The sequence below is a fragment of the Thermoflexibacter ruber genome, assembly GCF_900113045.1.
Classification (GTDB): domain Bacteria; phylum Bacteroidota; class Bacteroidia; order Cytophagales; family Thermoflexibacteraceae; genus Thermoflexibacter; species Thermoflexibacter ruber.
On record NZ_FONY01000032.1, the window covers coordinates 50,628 to 68,060 of the forward strand.

Genomic DNA, 17,433 nt, shown 5'->3' on the forward strand with positions numbered 1-17,433 from the left:
AAGAAATTGTTGGTCAATCTCTTAAACCTGTTCCTATTCTATCCATACAAATTTTCCTGCAAAGCTTTCTGAGCCATCAGCATTGGTACTGAAAACGTAGTAAACGCCTGACTTAGATTTATTGCTTTTATAGTCCTTTCCGTCCCAGACGGCAGTGCCTCCGTTTGCCATAGTTTCATACACCAACTTCCCTGAAACATCAGTGATTTTGACATTGGCATTATTTGCCAAACCTGAAATACTCACCACTCCGCTAAAATTAGGAGGCACGGGATTAGGAAAAATTTTTACTGTTGAAAATGAATTATCTGCCGTTGTCGCTGTCCCTCTATAAGAAATAAGTCCTCTGTCCGTAGCGAAAAATACTTCTCCCGTCTGCTCATGAATGGCTATGTCAATGATTTTATTGGAAAGCAAAGGACTATTTTCTGCGGTAAAGCGACTAATTAACTGCGAACCATCTGCTGAGAAAAGCCAAACTCCTTTTTCTGTACCTATCCACTTGCGGTTGCCTCCATCTACTTTGAGGGCAGTGATAGCCTCCCCTCTGAGCAGCTCACGGGATTCAAAAACCACTACGCTTGCGTCCACATTGCTCCTATCTAAGACAGAACTTGCATCAAAAATTACTCTTAGTCCTGATTCCGTACCTATCCACATATTACCTTGTTTGTCGTTGGCAAAGCATGTAACATTAATATCATTCAAACCTCCACGTCTTGGCTCAGTCGTGAGTGTTCTATTTCTATTTTGCCTGTCAAAAACCAAAATTCCTCCCCCTAAATTAGGGCTTTGACGCACCCAAAGGTTATCTGCGTCATCTGTAAGGATGTCCAAAGGATTTGCTGCCCCAAAAGTATTGAAAGTATAAGATTGCCAAGAACTGCTCCTTGTCCTTCGGTATATAGAAGGTTCGCCTAAGCGAACTCCATGCACCGTTGTCCATAAGTTGCCTTCTCTATCTACTGTACAGCCAGCTAATCTATTGCTAATCAGAGGGCTATTATTCCTATTAATTACAGAAAACTGATTATTGGCTAAATTCCACTCCAGCAAGCCATCTTGGAAGGAAGTAAACAAGAGCTTGTTTTCCAAAGAATTGTATGCTACTCCTGTCAAATCTCTTACCGCAGGCGTATTGACCGAGCCGAGTACCCTATCCACACTATTATAGTTTGTCCATTGCCCATTTTCAAATACATAAAAGCCAGACAAGGAATTAGTTGGCTGATAGGCACTGGTATATCCCCCGCTTATGCAGACTATTTTATCATTAAAGTAGAGTAGCCTAAAACTCTCGGGACTGTAAGTACCAGAGGGATAGATATTTTCAAAAGTTCCATTTGCATTGGTTACTAAACCTAACGCATTATCTGCTACCCAAATCTTAGCATTAGCATCTAAAAAGGCTTGCCTCGGGTGAATGATTTTGGCATTAGTCAAGGTTTGAGTAGCATTATTGGCTTGAATAATACTGATTTGGTTATCTAAGCAAACAACGACCTCATTTCCACTTGTGCTAATATTGGTGTAATTACTGCCTTTGCGAATATTTAATGCCTGAAAAGTACCGTTTTGGTACTCGAATACATCATTGCCATTGATTCCTAAAAAAAGGCTATTACCTCTTGCAGAGAGGCTTCTGAGATTACCTTGGGGAATAGGTAAAAAACGCCAATTCCTGAAATCCAAGCGATTGGTAGTGGGAGAAAGCGAAGCAGCCATTAACCCTTGGGCAGAAGCTAAAAAAAGACTATCCTTAGCTACTGTACTTGCAAATATAGCGTTAGGAGTTCCATTCGCTCCTATGTTGCTATATGTTTCTCTTACTTCATTCCTTTGCAAATCAAGCACTACTACCCCAAAAGGCATGGAAAGATAGGCAAAATTTTCATGGAGTAAAATGTGTTGGGTTTGCTTGTTTTCAAAACGCGAGTTTAGCACGGAGCGAATATTGACAATCTCATTTTCTTTTACCAAATCTATATTGCCATTTTGATAGGTGATTAATAAGATTTTCAATGCTTTATGGTAGGCTATTTGGCTAAAACTAATATCGCTTAACCCTTCTATCTTAGAGAGTGTACCTAAACTTTTTACGCTTTTATCATAATAAAAAAGTCCATTAGCAGAAGCCACATATACGCTTGTTTCGCTCTCGGCGATGCTTTGTGCATTGTGATAAGTCAGGTGCATGCGCCAAGCCCCTACTGGAATATCAATAGGTTGAGAAGAACAGGTAAAGCATTGAATAAAAAATAGATATGCCAATAGAGAAAGAATATACTTTTGCATAGAGTCCAATCGTTAGTCCAAATTAGATGTGCTTATTGCAAAGGTACATATAATTTGCCTAAGTATGATGATTAATTCATCTCAATTATAACTGACTATTTATGGAACACAGGTAGTACTGATTTTACGGATAAAACACAGATTTTAGAGTAATTTATCAGTGAAAATCAGTGTAATCTGTAAAATCTGTGTTCTAAAATTGTTATTTTAGAAATTTATCTATTTAACTCATTGATTATGAACAAGCAAAACCATAAATTACAAACGGAGTTTAGTAAGGCAATCGCTTTTTGTAGCTACTATTGCCCGCAACATAAGGTAGAATATTCGCTCACCGAATTTGGAAAAACGCTTATCCCTGCTTTAGAGGCTATTGCAAAATGAGGGCGAGATTGGGCAAATAACATCAGCGATTATATTTGTCATGTAGCCCTACTCCATTAAATATCTGCTCCTTATACTTCTCTATTCTCCCTATCCTTGTTTGTGATTGCTTAGGTTGTGAAAAATGAATGATATATCCCCTTTGCCGCCCAGCCGTCAAAGCATAAAAAGCTTTCTTAAATGCGGGGTCATCTTCGAAGGCTTGTAAAAGTTCCTCAGGGATTGGTTCAGGATTTTTTTTGAACTCTACTCTCTTCCCACTTTTTTCGATTTCTACAGCCTCTAAAATGTATGACTTCAAAACATCTTTTAATTTTTCTATATCCTCGACCTTAGTGAACTTCACTATCCTATCCGACTGCATATTTTTTCCTTGTTGGGAGAGAATTTTGTTTTTATCACTTAATAATACCCCTTTGTAAAAGCCAATATTTGCCGAGTCTTTGAGTGCATTCACAGTTACGATATTTTTTCCATTCATGGTATATACAGGAACGCCCCACTTTATTTCCTCTGTTAAGCCTGTTTCTAAGACAATCTGTCTGAGCAGTTCTAAGGCTGCTCGCCAATTATTTACTTTGCACTGAGGAGTGCCACCGTATTGGCAACGCATACAACCCTCGATGAGATACTTATCAACTTTGGGATTCATTGGGTATTTTTAAAAATAAAATAGATATTTGCAATCAATTAGTTATGCAAGCAATAAAGAAATATTATGTTATCAAAAAGGGAGAAAAATAAACCCTCTCGTAACATAAAAATAGCATTTTTATAAAACTTTTCATTATTTTGAAACAAGTTTTTTAAATATTTTATTATATTTGAAAGTTTAGATTAAAATTCTTTAAAAATCTGATTACTTTATTGAAACTATGATAGAAATTATCCCTTCTTTGTATATTTTGGAAGGAAAGTGTGTCAAAGGAGAAAATGACAACGAACAGGTGTACGATGAGAGCCCTTTGATAATCGCAGAAAGATTCCAAGAACATGGTCTTGAAAAATTGCACCTTGTAGATTTGGACGGAGCGAATGTGGGAGAGGTAGTCAATTATCATCTCTTAGAAGTCATCACAGAACACACTAACCTCTCTGTTGATTTTGGTGGAGGAATCAATACTGATGGAGATATTAGTAAGTGCTTTGAGTTTGGGGCAAAACGCGTGCATATTAGTAGCATGGCGGTCAAAGACAGGCAGTTTTTCGCCTCTTGTATTATTTCCTATGGTCGTTCAAAAATGATATTGAGTGCAGACGTCATCAATGGTAAAATCTCTATCGCAGGCAGACACCATGATACCAAGATAGACATGATGGAGCATATCGATTACTTCTATACTCGTGGGTTACTGTATCTAAAATGTGCTGACATCACCAGAGATGGTACCTTAGTAGGTCCTTACTTCGAAATGTACAAAGATATTCTAAAAAACTTCCCAGACATTAGGTTGTATGCAAGCGGTGGTGTACGTAATTTAGACGATATCAAACGCTTAGAAGATATTGGGGTGTACGGTGTAATCATTAGAAAGGCACTTTACGAAGGGAAAATTACACTTACTGACATTGAACGCTTCATTGCCCAACCCGCCTAAGCCTCTAAATTTACAGATGACAATTCCGAAGAAATATGTCATCTGTAAATTCTTAAAACTTACCAATTCATTTTTTCTTTCATAAACACTGTCAGTTCTGTGGCATTGATTTCATGCTGAGCAACATTAGGATGCCAATCGCAACCATAGCCTACTTTGCCCTGAGCAGACATTTCAAAGAAATATACTTTTTTATTTCCCTTTGCTGTTTGATGACTAAGCACTTGTTCTATGTACGACTTGATGACCTGTAAGTTTTTTCCATTCAACATAGAACCCACTAAGCAAAAAACGCTTGCATTAGGATAGTTAATTAAAATACTGTCAATCAGTAGGTTATATGCCTTAGTAAATTCGGTGGAGTCTGGGATAGCATGTGCAAAATCGTTTGTCCCCAAATTAATACAAACTGCATCGGGAATCCATTGCTGAAAATTCCACTTTTGACCACGCTGAGGGTAAACAAGCTGATAGAGCATTGGCATAGTATTTTCCTTGCTTTTATCATAATTTTGAATCAGTCCTTTTCCTGAATAACAAGTAGTTACGTACTCTGCCTCTAAATTTTGTGCAGTAATTGCAGCATAAGCCAACTGTCCGTTTTCAGTTTCAGGAGTGAAAGGACAAGACTGCCTATCTCCTTCATTACCATAGCCACAAGTAATCGAGTCGCCAATAAACTCTATTTTTTTACTTGCTGTTTTTTCCGCAGGCAGAACTTTGGCTTTCTTATCTATTTGAAAACCTAAAAACTCACATACACCAATCAATGCCTCTGTCCGTTTAAAAATCTGAACAGTATGCTTGCCTTGGGGTAGGTTTTCTGCTATGCTGTATTCGCTTTGATGATTTTCTGCTTTTAGTACTTTTACTAAGCGTCCATCAATGAAAATATTAAAATAATTGGCGTAAGGCTTACCCGTTTTATCTTTCCCCTCAGAGAAATTGCGCATGAGCAACTTACAAAAAGTTCCTTCAAATGTCAATGCAATACTTGAACCTGTCCACGCAAATTTAGCTTGTTTGGGGTCAGAGAAATCAAACCTTCCTATGTATTGGAGGTGAGGGTGGTTGGGCGTAACGATTTGATACGGCGGCAGTGAATTATCCAATTTAGTCAGTGCTAAGGTAGCTAATATTAGCATGTACAAAGGTTTCATCTACTTATTGATTTATATAGACAATTACATCTAAGATTTATATTGTTAAGTAATTAAAATATTCCTCTGCCTCTATCTAAATTTTTCCCCTGTGCGGGAAAGACTTTTTGATAATCAAAGACTTGACTCCCTTCCTCTTGGGGGAAGGTCGGGGATAGGGCAGTTATTTTTGCTCATATATTTATGATTTGTGCTACAAATTTCAAAAAAAAATTGTCGTCCAACTCCAAAAATTTTTGAGGCAGTCGCCACAGCACCCTGAAAACGAAAGCCACATACCCAAACCAATGTTTGATTGCCGAGCCTTTAAGTGAAAAGACCTACAAACGATTAGAAAAATTTAGCATATAGTTCTGGTAGAAAAAACTCAAAATTTCCGACTTCCTCAATGTTATGCACTTCCCATTTCTTTGGTAAAGAACAAAGGTCTAATGTACGAATTAAAGATTTTGCCAAACGCTTTTTTACCTGTCCCTCACCGCCCCCCTCCACTGCTTGCCACAGTGGGAGATTTCAGAGGGCTTCCCTCCAAAAGTTTTGATAGCCGTACTCCTCTTTGCTTAACGGAAAGGCTGGGTCTATGGTTTTTACTTCCTCATAGCTTAATGCGTACAACTGATACACAAGCCTATCTATTTCCTGCTCATACGCACGCGTATTCGCTTGCGAATTTTGCCGCTTTGTTTGCAATATCTTTTCTACTAATGCCTCTATTTGCTTCACTATGCCCAAGTTTGACTCAGTAATGGGGGGAATGGGTAAATTCTCTAAAAATGCTTTTTTGTATCTATATCCTTCCTCACCTAAACCTCCGCCTGCATACCATTGCTTGAAAAAGTACGTAACAGGCTTTGAATTTAATAAGCCACATAAGTACTTTACGTTATCACCTGTCATTAAAAAACTTGTTGCTTCAACATAAAACTTTTCTTTGTCAAAAAAGAATTGTGGTTGTCTAACAATCTCTGACCACACCACTTTTTCCTTTTCAAACTCTTGGTAATAAGCAATTTGGTCTTGGGTTTCAAACCATTTATTTCCTGTTTTTTTGCGTGCATCAAAACCTAATTCAGGGTATTTTTTACCTGATTGCTCTAACTGACGAATATCAAAATTATCTAAAAAATACTTTTTCAATGCAGGAAATTGCTCTATATCTAAACGTAAGGCAGGAAACGTTCCTATCACCCACAAATTCGCCCATTCGTAGGAATAGCGTTTAATATCTCTGCCCCGCAAGATAGGTTTAATAATCGCTTCGGTACGTGTGCGTTCGGCTTCGGTTTGGCAGTTGGCTAATATCTCATTGCGTTTTTCGGTAGTAATAATAAAGGCTTCATTCAGTCCTGTTTTTATGCCATAATAGATATTCACGTCCCATTCTTTCAGGGGCTTGCCTATGCGTTCTATTTTTTCTTTTAGCTGCTGCTCGGCATTACTGCCAATAAACCATGCGTCTTGGGTAAGTTTTTGCAATATTGTGCCGTTTTTACGCAACTGTTCCTCAATAGAAACATTTGCCTGCTTTTGCAAAGTAACGGCTTGCAGTTGTATCTGTGCAGGTTTTTGCTTTTGTACAAGCAAGATATTCGTATCTACGGTAGCACTTTCAAATACGCCCGGTCCTAAATCTATGAGCAGTTTTGGGCTGTGCTGAATAAAAAATTTACGCAGTTTTTCGCCGTAACCTGCCCGCATCCACTTGTTAGAGGTAATGTAACACAAAATACCGTTGTTTTTAAGCAAATGTATGCCTTTTTCATAAAAAAGCGCATAAATATCTCCTGTGCGCGCGAAGGTGTCATAATTTTGTTTTTCAAACATTTTGGCAAGTTTGCCGCCGTCTTTTTGCAGTTGCACATAAGGCGGATTGCCGATGACAATATCAAAGCCAGGGTTAGGGTTGATGAGTTCATTCAACACCTCTGGGAAATCCAATTTCCAGTCAAAAAAGTTCAGGGGTTTGTCGGGCTGGTCTTTGAGTTTTTTGAGTTGCTTAATGCTTTCTTTCCAGCTAAGGGTTTGCAGATACATTTCGGTTTGTTCGGTGAGTTTCTTGCCTGAGCCGTTGGGTTTGTCTTCAGTGCCTTTGGTAGCCGCCATCAGCTCCAACTGATTGATGAGCAAATCAATTTTGAGGTTGCGAATGTGGGCGGCGAGTTTCTTTTTGTCGCTGTCTGGGCTGAAAAATTCCTTTTGCTGTTCGCTAATCTTCTTTAATAATTTGGCTTTGTTGGCTTGCAAATCTCCGCTGCCATATATATTTGTCTGAAATCCCTTGTTTTCTTCTATTTCCCAGTCAATGTCTATGATGTCGTCCCCCAGTTTGCTGACCAAGCTGTTGCCTACCACGATTTTGTAGTCAAGATTGGGCAGGGGCTTGGGAGCTTCCTCGTCCACTACCAAACTGAGCCAAAAACGGAGTCTGGCGATGTCCACCGCTCCTTTCTCAATGTCCACTCCGTAAATGCTGTTTTGGATGATGTTGAGTTTTACCTCCGAAGCAGGAAACTCTTTGAGGTGGTCGTACTGAAAATGCCAGAGGGTTTGTTTGGCAGTACATATTTCCTGCAACAAGCCCATGGGGAAAGCACCTGAGCCGATGGCAGGGTCGCAAATTTTTACTTGGTCTAACGCCTTGTGAAATTCGGTGGCGTGTTGCTGTATGAGTTTTTTATCGTTTTCGTCCAGTTTCTTTTTCAGCAGTTTTTCAATGAGCCATCGGTCTATTTGCTTGCCCTTGCTTTGGGGAGCTACTTCCAAGAGCATTTGCCCTTTTCTACCTTCGTTGGCACTAAACAGGCGTGGTTGCTTGGGTTTGTCAAAACCAATGTAGCCTGTTACTTCGTAGCCCTTGTTCTCAAACCAAGTAGTGAGGTATTCAATCAAACTTTCTTGGCACATGTAATGCACAATTTCTTTGGGGGTGTAAAATGCTCCCTTGTCTTTGTTGTCCTCGAGCAGGTTTTCAAAGATGTGTCCGAGCATTTCTGGGTCCACGGCTACGGTGTGGTCGTTGGGGTCGTCTTCGTAAATGGTGAAGTTGTACTGATTGAAAAAGTTGAAAAGATTTTCAAACAATTTACCCTCAATAATGATGTTGCGATGCTTTTTGTCGTTTTCCTCAAACAAGCCCCCGTTGAGGTAAGGGATTCGGCAGGCTTGCCCTTTGAGCAGCTCCATGATGTCGTCTTTTCGTTTGGTGTTGAGCGTATCAAAAAATAAGCGCGTGAGCATTTCGCTGTAAAAGAGGTCTGGGTTGGGGTATTGGTGGAAAAGGTTGGTGAGAAAATTAAAATCGCCTTGCCCCCACTTGCTGCCCACAGGCACGCCTAACCAGCCTTTTTTCTGAATGAAGTAAAGGAATACGATTCGCCCTAAGAGTTTTTTATTGAAGTCGCGAATGGCTTTTTCATCACCGTTGAAGATGCTCGCCTTGATGCTGGGCTTTTTCATCATAAAATCGCAGAAGATGTCGTAATGCTTTTTGTATTGGTCAAAAAAGGCTTTGGAAAGTTTTTCTACCGAGAAAGCCTCTTTTACATCGTCCAAGGAGGCTTTGCTTGCTTTTTTGGCAATAAGGGCAAAGCGTTCGGCGGCGGTTCTTGTGCTTTCGCCTTCGCCCAGTACATAGGTGTAGCGTTTGGGTTCGGTCTGTATTTTTTGGAAATTGCCCTCTGCATCAAAGCCTGTGAGTTCAGAGACATAACTAAACCGCCATTTTTGCGTAGCAGGGCTGTGAAAAACAATAAAAGCGGCATCAATTTCTATCCAGTACCTTCGAAGTAGATTACGCAGCCCCACACGGTTGCGTTCTAAATGCACGGCTTGGGCAAGTTCTACTTCATAGACGGCAATTTTTCGTTCAATACCATTTTCATCAAGGGAGATATAGCCCAGTTTCAGGGCATTGCTTGCTACCTTGTTATCAATGCCCGAAAGTGTTTGGGGAGTTGCCAATAGTTGGGCGTTGGAGAAGGTTTGGGCTAAAAATTGTTTCCAGAGGGTTTGGTTGTAGCCCTGTTTAAAAAGTTGATGAATTTGCTCTTGTGCCATACTTATTCAAATGATTCGGAAACGATTAAAATGGGGGTTTCTACTCTGCCTTTTTTTTCTTTTTTCTGAGCATCGTACAGTTCCAGATTGTATTGCTCGGCAATTTTATCTATTTCTGTCAAGGCTTTGTTGAAGCTGAGTTTTTTCTTTTGCAGCCTATCTACCTCGCTGGGTAGGTTGGTGTACTTACCTATATCTATCAGCCTTATAATTTTCTGCATATTCTGTTTTTGTTTTTCGGATACCTGCGCGTATTTTACTAACTCGGAGAGGAATTTTTTAGCGCGTTGTGCCACACCGCCTAAGGCTTCTGGGGCTATTTGCGAAGCCACCAATTTGAGTTCCAGTGTTTCAAAATGCTGCATAGCTGCTGCCACTTGTTTGTGGTGGTTTTCAATCAGTTTACAAGTTTTTTCTTTGGGGTCTGCTTCAAAGATTTTGAATGCCTCGATGGGAGTAATTTCGCTTGCTTGGTTTTCGCTATTTACCCAATAGAATTCAAATTTTTTGTCGGTCTTTAAAAAAGCGGCTGTTCCGTTTTTCAGTTCTGGTTTGCTGATGGCTGTTGCATTTCTACCTGTGCGTGATTTTAAGGGCAGTTTTTTGATTTTATCGAACCAAGTCTTATGCTCTTTTCTAAAGTTGCGGAGCAGATACAAATATTTCAGTCGCTCGTCTTCTTCTTCTCTGATGGCTTCTTTGTTAAAGAGTGTTTCTTCGTTCAGAATTTCGTGCTTGGAATACACCTGATTGTCTTCGCCAAAAGCGGTATGGAAAGCCTGAATTTTCATAAAGGCGGTTTTGTTCAGTTGGATTTGGGAGTCGCCTTGTGCTGAGGGATAAAATACATAGTTATAGATGACATCGGCTTTCGTTCCGATACGGTTTACCCGACCTATCCTTTGCATCAGTCGGGTAGCGTTCCAAGGTGTATCGTAGTGGACAATTACATTGGAGCGGTGCAGGTTTACGCCTTCTGCCAGTACTTCGGTAGTGATGATGATGTTATATGCATTCACTTGTTTAGTTTTGTCATAGTTTGCATCAAAGTTGGTAACAATGGTATCATACAATTCCTTTCGGTTTTCGGCTGAGACTGCCAATACATCTTTTCTTCCTTCTTTTTCTAAATTCAGTTTTAGATAATCAACAGTGTCTTTGGATTCGGAGAAGATGACCAGCTTACCTTCCACATTGTTTTTCTTGTTGAGGAATTGCTTTTTGAGTTCTTTCAAAAAAACTTGCAGTTTGGGGTCGTAGTCAATTTGTTGCCATAAATGCACTAATTCATCTATCAATTTTTTGTCTTTTTTTAGTGCCAAGATAAATTCAGGTTTGAAGTCGCTTGCTTTAAATATTTGATTTTTGGGATTATCTTCACTCAGTTGTTCGATTTCTTTTTCAATATCTTCCTCGCTCCAGCCTTTGTCTAACAGTTTGTTTACATCAGTGTCAGGGGCAATCAAGACTTTATCGTTGTTGAACATCTCAATCATTCGGTTGGTTGCTTTCTGGAAATTGGTAAGCGATTTTTTGAACGCATCAAAACTGCTTTCCAGTCGCTTGACCAATTGTGTTTTCATGATGAATGCCAAGCTTTTAGAAATCGTTTCCGCATTCTCGTAATACTTTTTTTGCATTTCCTGTGTTAGCCCTGCAATGGCTTGGTAGCGGGCATAAGTGAGTTTGTCGGCATCAGTTAGGTAAAAGACGGTTTTGTAAAACAGTTCATTGAGTTTTTGGTCCATGACGTACTCAATTTTTTTAGGAGGTTCTACCTTAGGGAATTTGATGCCTTGTTCTTCTAAGTCTTTTATGTATTCAGGGATATTTTCAAGGTCTTTTCGGGTTCTGCGAATGGTAATAGGTTCAATTACATTTTTGCGAATCTTGCCGTAAATGTTTCGGAGTTCGTTTACGTCCAGCTCGTCAAAGCGTTTCAGTTTTTTGTACTTTTCTATGAGTGGAGCAAAAAATGAAGTTAGGTTGGGTATGGGCAAAGTGGATTGCCTTGCATCTTGGAACATTTGGATTTGGTAAAAAATGTCATCGGGCTTGTTGTTGAGTGGGGTAGCCGTAACGAGAATGACTTTTTTCTGCCAGCCGTCAATCAGCCCTTTGGTAGTTCGTGGGCTTTTGCAAATCAACTGTAAGTTTTGAAATGCCCCTGTGGTATGATTTCGGAATTTGTGTGCCTCGTCCACAATGATTAGGTCGTATTCTTCTTTGTTCCAGTAGTCCTGATGTCTGTCTAAAATTTTCTGTAAACTTCCGTTGGTGATAAACTTGGTGTATTTGTCAATGTTAAAATAATTAAATGTATTTTTCCAGTTTTTTTCAACGGCAGGCGGATAGACTACCAGAATTTTGGTGTTGTTTCTGCCGTTTTGCAAGAGAAACTTTTTAGCAACCATCGTGGCAATTACGGTTTTGCCCAAGCCCACCACGTCAGCCAAAACAAAGCCGTTGTGTTTCAAGAGCATATTGAAACCTTCATTAACGGCATCAATTTGATAGGAAAGTTTTTTGAAGTTTTGAGGCAGTTCACCAATAGAATCGGGGTCGTATTCTATGTTTTTGCCGAAATACTCAATAAGCAGTTTGATGTAAAGTTCAAAAGGTGTAATATCTTCATTCAGATAAGTTTCCTTTTTGATGTGCTGAATGTCAACAGGTAAAATATTTATGGCTTCTGCCCAGAGTTTTTCAAATTCTTGTGAGGCAAATTTTACATCGTCATAATCATTGAGTTGAACATTAAATTCGTAATTGTAATGGTTGCCGTAACCAAGTCCTGCATCTGTTAGATTAGACGAACCCGTAATAACAGAGGCAGGAGTATGAGCGTTAAAAGGCTCAGGTCTGAAAATGTAAACCTTAGCGTGAATTTTTTTTTCAGGGTGAGCTTTGACTTCAATTTTCTTTTCAATCAGGTCGTCAATGAATTGCAGGATACCTTTTTCGGTGTCTTTGTCGTAGTTGGCTTTCTGGATGTCGAGCCGAATTTCCTCAATAAATTCTTCTTTGGTTTTTTCGTAGTTTTTGAAAAACTCAAGTCCTTCTCTTTGCGCTTCTGCAAGCAGTCTGTCCACGTTGATGCCCACCAATATCCTGATTTTTGGGACTTTGTCCAGAAACGGTCTGATGCGGAAGTACCCCGAAGCTCTGAAATAACCTACTAAAGCATCAAAGTATTGAATATTGGGATTATATGTAAAAACTCCTTCAAACTTATTGATGAGCGTATTCTGCTCACTATTTGTAAAAAACTTTGTTGCCATATCTGATTCTCCGTTCATTCGCCAAAAATACAAATTCTTATTGATGGGAAAGCAAAAAATAATTCTTTTGCAAGTCTGGCGTGTAGGTCTGGGGGACGGATTTTTATATGTTGCGAAGCGTTGGCATTTTGTCTGTCGTTTTAGTATTTGTTTGTTGTTGATAGTGGCGTCTTTTAGGGTTGCTACTAACGAAACAGCATTTGTGCAGAGCGGGTTTGCTGGCTTGGTAGAGAGCTAATAAAAAACCGCTCACTTGCATCAAAGTTTGATGGTACAAAAAATGCTGTTGCGGTCATCTTCCCTACAACAGCATTTGCTTATTATTTTTTTTTTGAATATTGCTAAAAATTATTTTAAGCTTTTTTACAATAATGAAAGACTTTTTCCTATCTACGTAGAGATTGTATTTCAGAAGTTTTAAATAACTTAGCAATATTTTCTACAAAATATTCCTTTTTGACAGAGCAACCTCCCCAAAAATTTTAAAAAGTAACATTCAAATTGACATAGTAATATCCTCCATTAAAGCCAAATTGGGTAACATTGCGGCTATATACAAAGCGCCCAAATGAACTATTGTCTAAGGCAACAGTATTGGTGGCTGTTAAGGCTTGAGTTTTTTGTAGTTTGTCTGGATAGACATCTAAGATATTATTTGCCCCTACAACTACTTGCAAGAACTTCAATACTTTATAGCTCACACTCAAGTCGGTAACTATTTTTGGAGAGAATACTTCATCTAATCTTGGGTCTGCGGCATCGTTGATAGCTACTTCCCCAAAGCGAGTAATGCGTAGATTGGTAGCTAATTTATTGGCTCTATAGTTTAACCCTAAGGTAAACTTGCTTCTTGGTTGAGCTAATTCTATCCTTGACCTTTCTAAGCGATTGAAAATCTGATTACCGAATTGGTCTGGCGGTAGGGTGGCAGAGACCTGAGGCGTGCCTTGAACTTCAGTTTTGTTCATATTTCCCGCAAAAGTAATACCCAAAGTTCCATTGCCAATTTGAGGGTTTGCCGAGAACACAATATCAATACCTTGCGTACGCGTATCAATAGCATTAGTGAAGAAAATTGCAGAATTAACCTCTCTCTGCCCTGCATTGTCCAAAATTTGAGCAATTTGTAGTCCTGTTCCCGAAGCCCCCCTTACAAAAGAGCTTGTTAGTACTATTCTGTTTTTAATGTCAATTTGGTAGGCATCTATCGTCAAGCTGACGTTTTTAGCTATTTGCGAGGTAATCCCCACACTTAGATTGGTAGAAGTTTCTGCTCTCAAAGAAGGAATCCCAAAAGCTGCCGCTACGGGACCGTCGTTGCGGAAAGTACCTTGCTGGCGTGGCTCTAACTGACCTGCCACGGACACAAATACGGTAGAGATAGCACTAAAGTAGCGTTGATGGATAGATGGTGCGCGAAATCCATTAGAAACCGCTGCTCTTAGCGAGAAAGCATCGGCAAACTTGTACCTTGCACTTAGCTTGCCTGCAAAGTTGCTTCCAAAATCGCTGTAGTTCTCAAAACGTCCTGCGACATTAACTAAAAGTTTTTTCGTTAAATCTGTTTCTAAGTCTATGTATGCACCAAAAACATTGCGATTCTGATTTACTGCGTTAGCAGGCTGGAAGCCTGGGAAAACCTGCGCTCCCCCTACTCTACCCGAAGTAGGGGCATAGTTTCTCCAAGAGGCTTCCTCTCCCTCTTTAATGCTGTAGTTGTCTATACGAAAATTTAGCCCTCCTGCCACGTTAAAAGATTGTAGTCCGATTTGTTTGCCAAAGTCTTTTGAAATACTCAAATCTGAGGTGTTTTGATTGAAGCCCAGCGTTCCTGCGTAAAAACTTGTTTGGGCATTTCTGCCTTGTGCAAATTGGGAGGCATTGTTAGAATTATTGACATCAAAGCGGAAAGAGTTACCACCGTACACATTGGATAAATCCCAACGCCAGCCGCTACCAAGCTCTCCGCTTACGCCCATGAGCCAAGACCTATCCCAGATAGTGGAGGCAATTTCGGGAAGAAAACCGTTAGGGTACAACTCTGCGATGACTTGAGTAGTTTGAAAAGGATAACGATAAAAACCAGCGGCTCTGCCTTGTCTATAGTTCAAAATTCCTGTAAAATAGAAGGTAGTCTTTCCACCTAAGGGAATATTGCCATTGAGCATACCACCAAAGTTATCTACAGCGGAGTTACCAATGAGCATATTCTTAGAAAGGTTAAAGTTATTTTGGGCGATAAGATCGCGGTCTTGAGCGTAGCGTTGTTGGCGCAGGGCAAGGTCGCTTACATTGTCCCACCTCACATATACGGGACCTGTATAATCTCCTGCCCTATTGGTTGCCTCTCGGAAACGCAAATCTACAGCAGCACTAATCGCACCTTTTTGCCCTATTTTTAAGCCGTGGTACAGACCTAAGTTCAGGTTTCTGCCATCACCCGCATAGTGCCTGCCCCAGTGCAAATTGGCAGAAGTACCTACTTCTTTCTTCATCACTACGTTTATTACCCCTGAAATAGCATCAGAGCCGTACTGAGAAGCCGCCCCATCACGCAAAACTTCTATTCTTTCTATGGCGGCAGTGGGGATAGTGTTCAAATCTGTACCTACCGAACCTCTGCCTACCGTTCCATTTACATTGATTAATGCCTGATTATGTCTGCGTTTGCCGTTGAGTAGTACTAAAACTTGGTCAGGACCCAGTCCCCGAACAGTTGCAGGGTCTATGTGGTCTGTACCATCGGCTACTGTTTGGCGTGCAGAGTTAAAAGAAGGGGCAACTAAGTTAATCATTTGAGTAGGTTCTACTTGCCCAGTGGACTGCAAATCTTTGGCAGTAATAATGTCCACAGGGACAGCGGTTTCTACGTTGGTGCGAACAGCAGTAGAGCGAGAGCCTATGACGACCACATCTGCCAAACTTGTTACACTCTCCTCTAAGGTTACATCTATAGTGAGGGCATCGTTACCTACGGTAATTTCTTGGATTTTGGTTTCGTAACCAATGAATGAAAAGCGTAAGCGATAGTTTCCTGCACTTAAATTGAGGGAGTAAATCCCTTGTGCATCGGTAATGGTGCCTTGTTGAGTTTCTGCTACAGAAACCGAAACGCCCGGGATACCATTGCCACTTGCATCGCTTACTTTCCCACTCACCTTGGCAAATACCCTACGACTGTTTTCCTTTCTAACGTCTATTTTCTGGTGTTCAGCAACAGGTTCTGAGGCTAAAACTGTAGTTAAAAGCCTTTCTTTTTCGCTTTCCAATAAGCTACTCAACTCCGCTTTCTTTTGCTTTTTGTCTTTTTTAGGAGAAATAATCAAATAGGTGCCTTGTTTTACTTTTTTAAAACGCAAATTGAATTGACTGAGCAGGTTGGATAGGTTTTCTTCTATACTCTCCGCTTTATTAAACAAGGTTTCATTTACATTTAGTCCCTCTAAAATCTTCTCCTCAAAAAGCAAATTCACCTGATAGTGCGACTTCAAGCTAAGTAGTACATCTTTGAGCTTTGCTTGATGCTGAGGCTTGGCTTGCTCTTGGGTGTTCAGTTCGCGACGTACAGAGGCAAGCGTTTGAGCAGAAACAATCTTAGCACTAAAAAACAAAAAAAGTGCTAACATAATGATTTTAAACAAGTAAACTGTCTTTTTCATGAGATTGTAAATTAAATTTAAAAGAAAAGTCCTGGGTGGATTTAGATAAATTTTATGATTACTTAAATTTTTCTTAGTCCGTGGGCTTAATCCTGAGTCTTTCATTTTTTACTTCTACCTCTGCACCTAATACCTCAGCTATGGCACGTAATAGCTCCTCTGCATTGGCTGCTTGATAATCTCCTGAGATTTCTCTAACCGCTAATGCTCTATCTGCAATTTGTACTTTTACTCCAAAATTTTCTTCTATTTGGTAGGTTATCTCCTCCAAAGAAGTACTTTCAAAGACAAAAGTATGTTCCTTCCATGCCTTGCTACCAATAGTAAAGGTATTCTTGGAAGGCTGTAGGCGAAAAGTTCCTTTTTTATCTACTGTAACTATATCACCGACCTTCATTTCTATTATTTTTTGCTTGTTTTCTTCTTTCAAAGAGTGTAGCTGTACTTTCCCTTTATGCAAGGCTATTTTCGTTCCTCTATTTCTTGAATAGACTACAAACTCCGTCCCTAAAACCTCTACTTTTACTTTGTCTGGGGTATTCACTATAAATCTTTGATTATCAGCCGTATGAGTAACAGAAAACTCTGCTTCGCCTTGTAGGAAAACTTCTCTGGTATGCTTACCAAAGCCCCAGCGAGGTATTCTAAGCATAACGTGAATTATTTTACATTTTCTTGAATAAATACAATTTGTTTGTCCTCTAATTTTTGTGGATATGCTTTTATGTTTGGTGTTTTTTCCAAAAATGTATAAGCAATTAAGCCTGCCAGCAAATTAATAAGAAAATTTTTAGGGCTTCTGTGCCTTGAATGTTCTATATTTAGTTGATTTTTAAGTACATCGAAAGCAGTTTCTATCAATCCTCTATGCCTTAAATAATAGGCTTGTGGTTCTGTTAATACTTGATTTTTCTTCATATTAGCTCTTAACTTAGTGATTAAGTGCAAGTTTCTTTCTGCAAATTCTTCTTTTAGTGCAGTAATATAACCCTTATCTCCA

General features: G+C 39.6%; 11 protein-coding genes. 3 read left to right on the forward strand and 8 right to left on the reverse strand.

The window, feature by feature from the left end; translation table 11 throughout:
• Window positions 1–33: 33 nt before the first annotated feature.
• Complete coding sequence (porZ, locus tag BM141_RS16470) at window positions 34–2,295, reverse strand: type IX secretion system anionic LPS delivery protein PorZ (RefSeq protein WP_143090963.1); 2,262 nt, start codon at window positions 2,293–2,295, stop codon at window positions 34–36.
• A 237-nt stretch (window positions 2,296–2,532) separates the two neighbouring features.
• Between porZ and BM141_RS22625 the strand changes: the two genes are divergently transcribed.
• Window positions 2,533–2,679, forward strand: coding sequence for a winged helix-turn-helix transcriptional regulator (locus BM141_RS22625; RefSeq protein WP_143090964.1), 147 nt, complete (start codon window positions 2,533–2,535; stop codon window positions 2,677–2,679).
• Between the two features lie 22 nt (window positions 2,680–2,701).
• Here the strand turns inward: BM141_RS22625 and BM141_RS16475 are convergent, their stop codons facing one another.
• Window positions 2,702–3,331 carry a YdeI/OmpD-associated family protein gene (locus BM141_RS16475; RefSeq protein ID WP_091548566.1) on the reverse strand — a complete coding sequence of 210 codons (630 nt, stop codon included), beginning with the start codon at window positions 3,329–3,331 and terminating at the stop codon, window positions 2,702–2,704.
• A 223-nt stretch (window positions 3,332–3,554) separates the two neighbouring features.
• On the opposite strand from BM141_RS16475, the gene BM141_RS16480 reads away from it, so the two are divergent.
• Window positions 3,555–4,277 carry a 1-(5-phosphoribosyl)-5-[(5-phosphoribosylamino)methylideneamino]imidazole-4-carboxamide isomerase gene (locus BM141_RS16480; protein ID WP_091548567.1) on the forward strand — a complete coding sequence of 241 codons (723 nt, stop codon included), beginning with the start codon at window positions 3,555–3,557 and terminating at the stop codon, window positions 4,275–4,277.
• Window positions 4,278–4,336: 59 nt separating this feature from the next.
• On the opposite strand, the gene BM141_RS16485 is transcribed toward BM141_RS16480, so the two are convergent.
• The 3 genes from BM141_RS16485 to BM141_RS16495 form a co-directional block, all read right to left on the reverse strand.
• The gene (locus BM141_RS16485) at window positions 4,337–5,437 is read right to left on the reverse strand and encodes an SGNH/GDSL hydrolase family protein (protein WP_091548568.1); all 1,101 of its coding nucleotides are present in this window, start codon (window positions 5,435–5,437) and stop codon (window positions 4,337–4,339) included.
• Between the two features lie 513 nt (window positions 5,438–5,950).
• Window positions 5,951–9,493, reverse strand: a complete 3,543-nt coding sequence (locus tag BM141_RS16490; protein ID WP_221407696.1) for an Eco57I restriction-modification methylase domain-containing protein — start codon at window positions 9,491–9,493, stop codon at window positions 5,951–5,953.
• Window positions 9,494–9,495: 2 nt separating this feature from the next.
• Window positions 9,496–12,774, reverse strand: coding sequence for a helicase-related protein (locus BM141_RS16495; RefSeq protein ID WP_091548576.1), 3,279 nt, complete (start codon window positions 12,772–12,774; stop codon window positions 9,496–9,498).
• Between the two features lie 43 nt (window positions 12,775–12,817).
• Between BM141_RS16495 and BM141_RS16500 the strand changes: the two genes are divergently transcribed.
• The gene (locus tag BM141_RS16500; protein WP_091548569.1) at window positions 12,818–13,012 is read left to right on the forward strand and encodes a hypothetical protein; all 195 of its coding nucleotides are present in this window, start codon (window positions 12,818–12,820) and stop codon (window positions 13,010–13,012) included.
• A gap of 244 nt (window positions 13,013–13,256) precedes the next feature.
• Here the strand turns inward: BM141_RS16500 and BM141_RS16505 are convergent, their stop codons facing one another.
• From BM141_RS16505 to BM141_RS16515, 3 genes are all read right to left on the reverse strand, one after another.
• Window positions 13,257–16,433: a TonB-dependent receptor gene (locus tag BM141_RS16505; protein ID WP_245764087.1), complete on the reverse strand. Its 3,177-nt coding sequence runs from the start codon at window positions 16,431–16,433 to the stop codon at window positions 13,257–13,259.
• Between the two features lie 73 nt (window positions 16,434–16,506).
• Window positions 16,507–17,085: a FecR family protein gene (locus tag BM141_RS16510; protein ID WP_091548570.1), complete on the reverse strand. Its 579-nt coding sequence runs from the start codon at window positions 17,083–17,085 to the stop codon at window positions 16,507–16,509.
• 8 nt (window positions 17,086–17,093) lie between these two features.
• Window positions 17,094–17,433 (reverse strand): transposase (locus tag BM141_RS16515; RefSeq protein ID WP_143090853.1); only part of this gene is annotated, 340 nt, incomplete at its 5' end.

What these genes read in the sequence shown, in the direction of transcription:
- porZ (WP_143090963.1), bottom strand. Translation starts at nt 2,295, where the DNA reads ATGCAAAAGTATATTCTTTCTCTATTGGCATATCTATTTTTTATTCAA.
- BM141_RS16490 (WP_221407696.1), bottom strand. Translation starts at nt 9,493, where the DNA reads ATGGCACAAGAGCAAATTCATCAACTTTTTAAACAGGGCTACAACCAA.
- BM141_RS16475 (WP_091548566.1), bottom strand. Translation starts at nt 3,331, where the DNA reads ATGAATCCCAAAGTTGATAAGTATCTCATCGAGGGTTGTATGCGTTGC.
- BM141_RS16485 (WP_091548568.1), bottom strand. Translation starts at nt 5,437, where the DNA reads ATGAAACCTTTGTACATGCTAATATTAGCTACCTTAGCACTGACTAAA.
- BM141_RS16495 (WP_091548576.1), bottom strand. Translation starts at nt 12,774, where the DNA reads ATGGCAACAAAGTTTTTTACAAATAGTGAGCAGAATACGCTCATCAAT.
- BM141_RS16480 (WP_091548567.1), top strand. Translation starts at nt 3,555, where the DNA reads ATGATAGAAATTATCCCTTCTTTGTATATTTTGGAAGGAAAGTGTGTC.
- BM141_RS16505 (WP_245764087.1), bottom strand. Translation starts at nt 16,433, where the DNA reads ATGAAAAAGACAGTTTACTTGTTTAAAATCATTATGTTAGCACTTTTT.
- BM141_RS16500 (WP_091548569.1), top strand. Translation starts at nt 12,818, where the DNA reads ATGGGAAAGCAAAAAATAATTCTTTTGCAAGTCTGGCGTGTAGGTCTG.
- BM141_RS22625 (WP_143090964.1), top strand. Translation starts at nt 2,533, where the DNA reads ATGAACAAGCAAAACCATAAATTACAAACGGAGTTTAGTAAGGCAATC.
- BM141_RS16510 (WP_091548570.1), bottom strand. Translation starts at nt 17,085, where the DNA reads ATGCTTAGAATACCTCGCTGGGGCTTTGGTAAGCATACCAGAGAAGTT.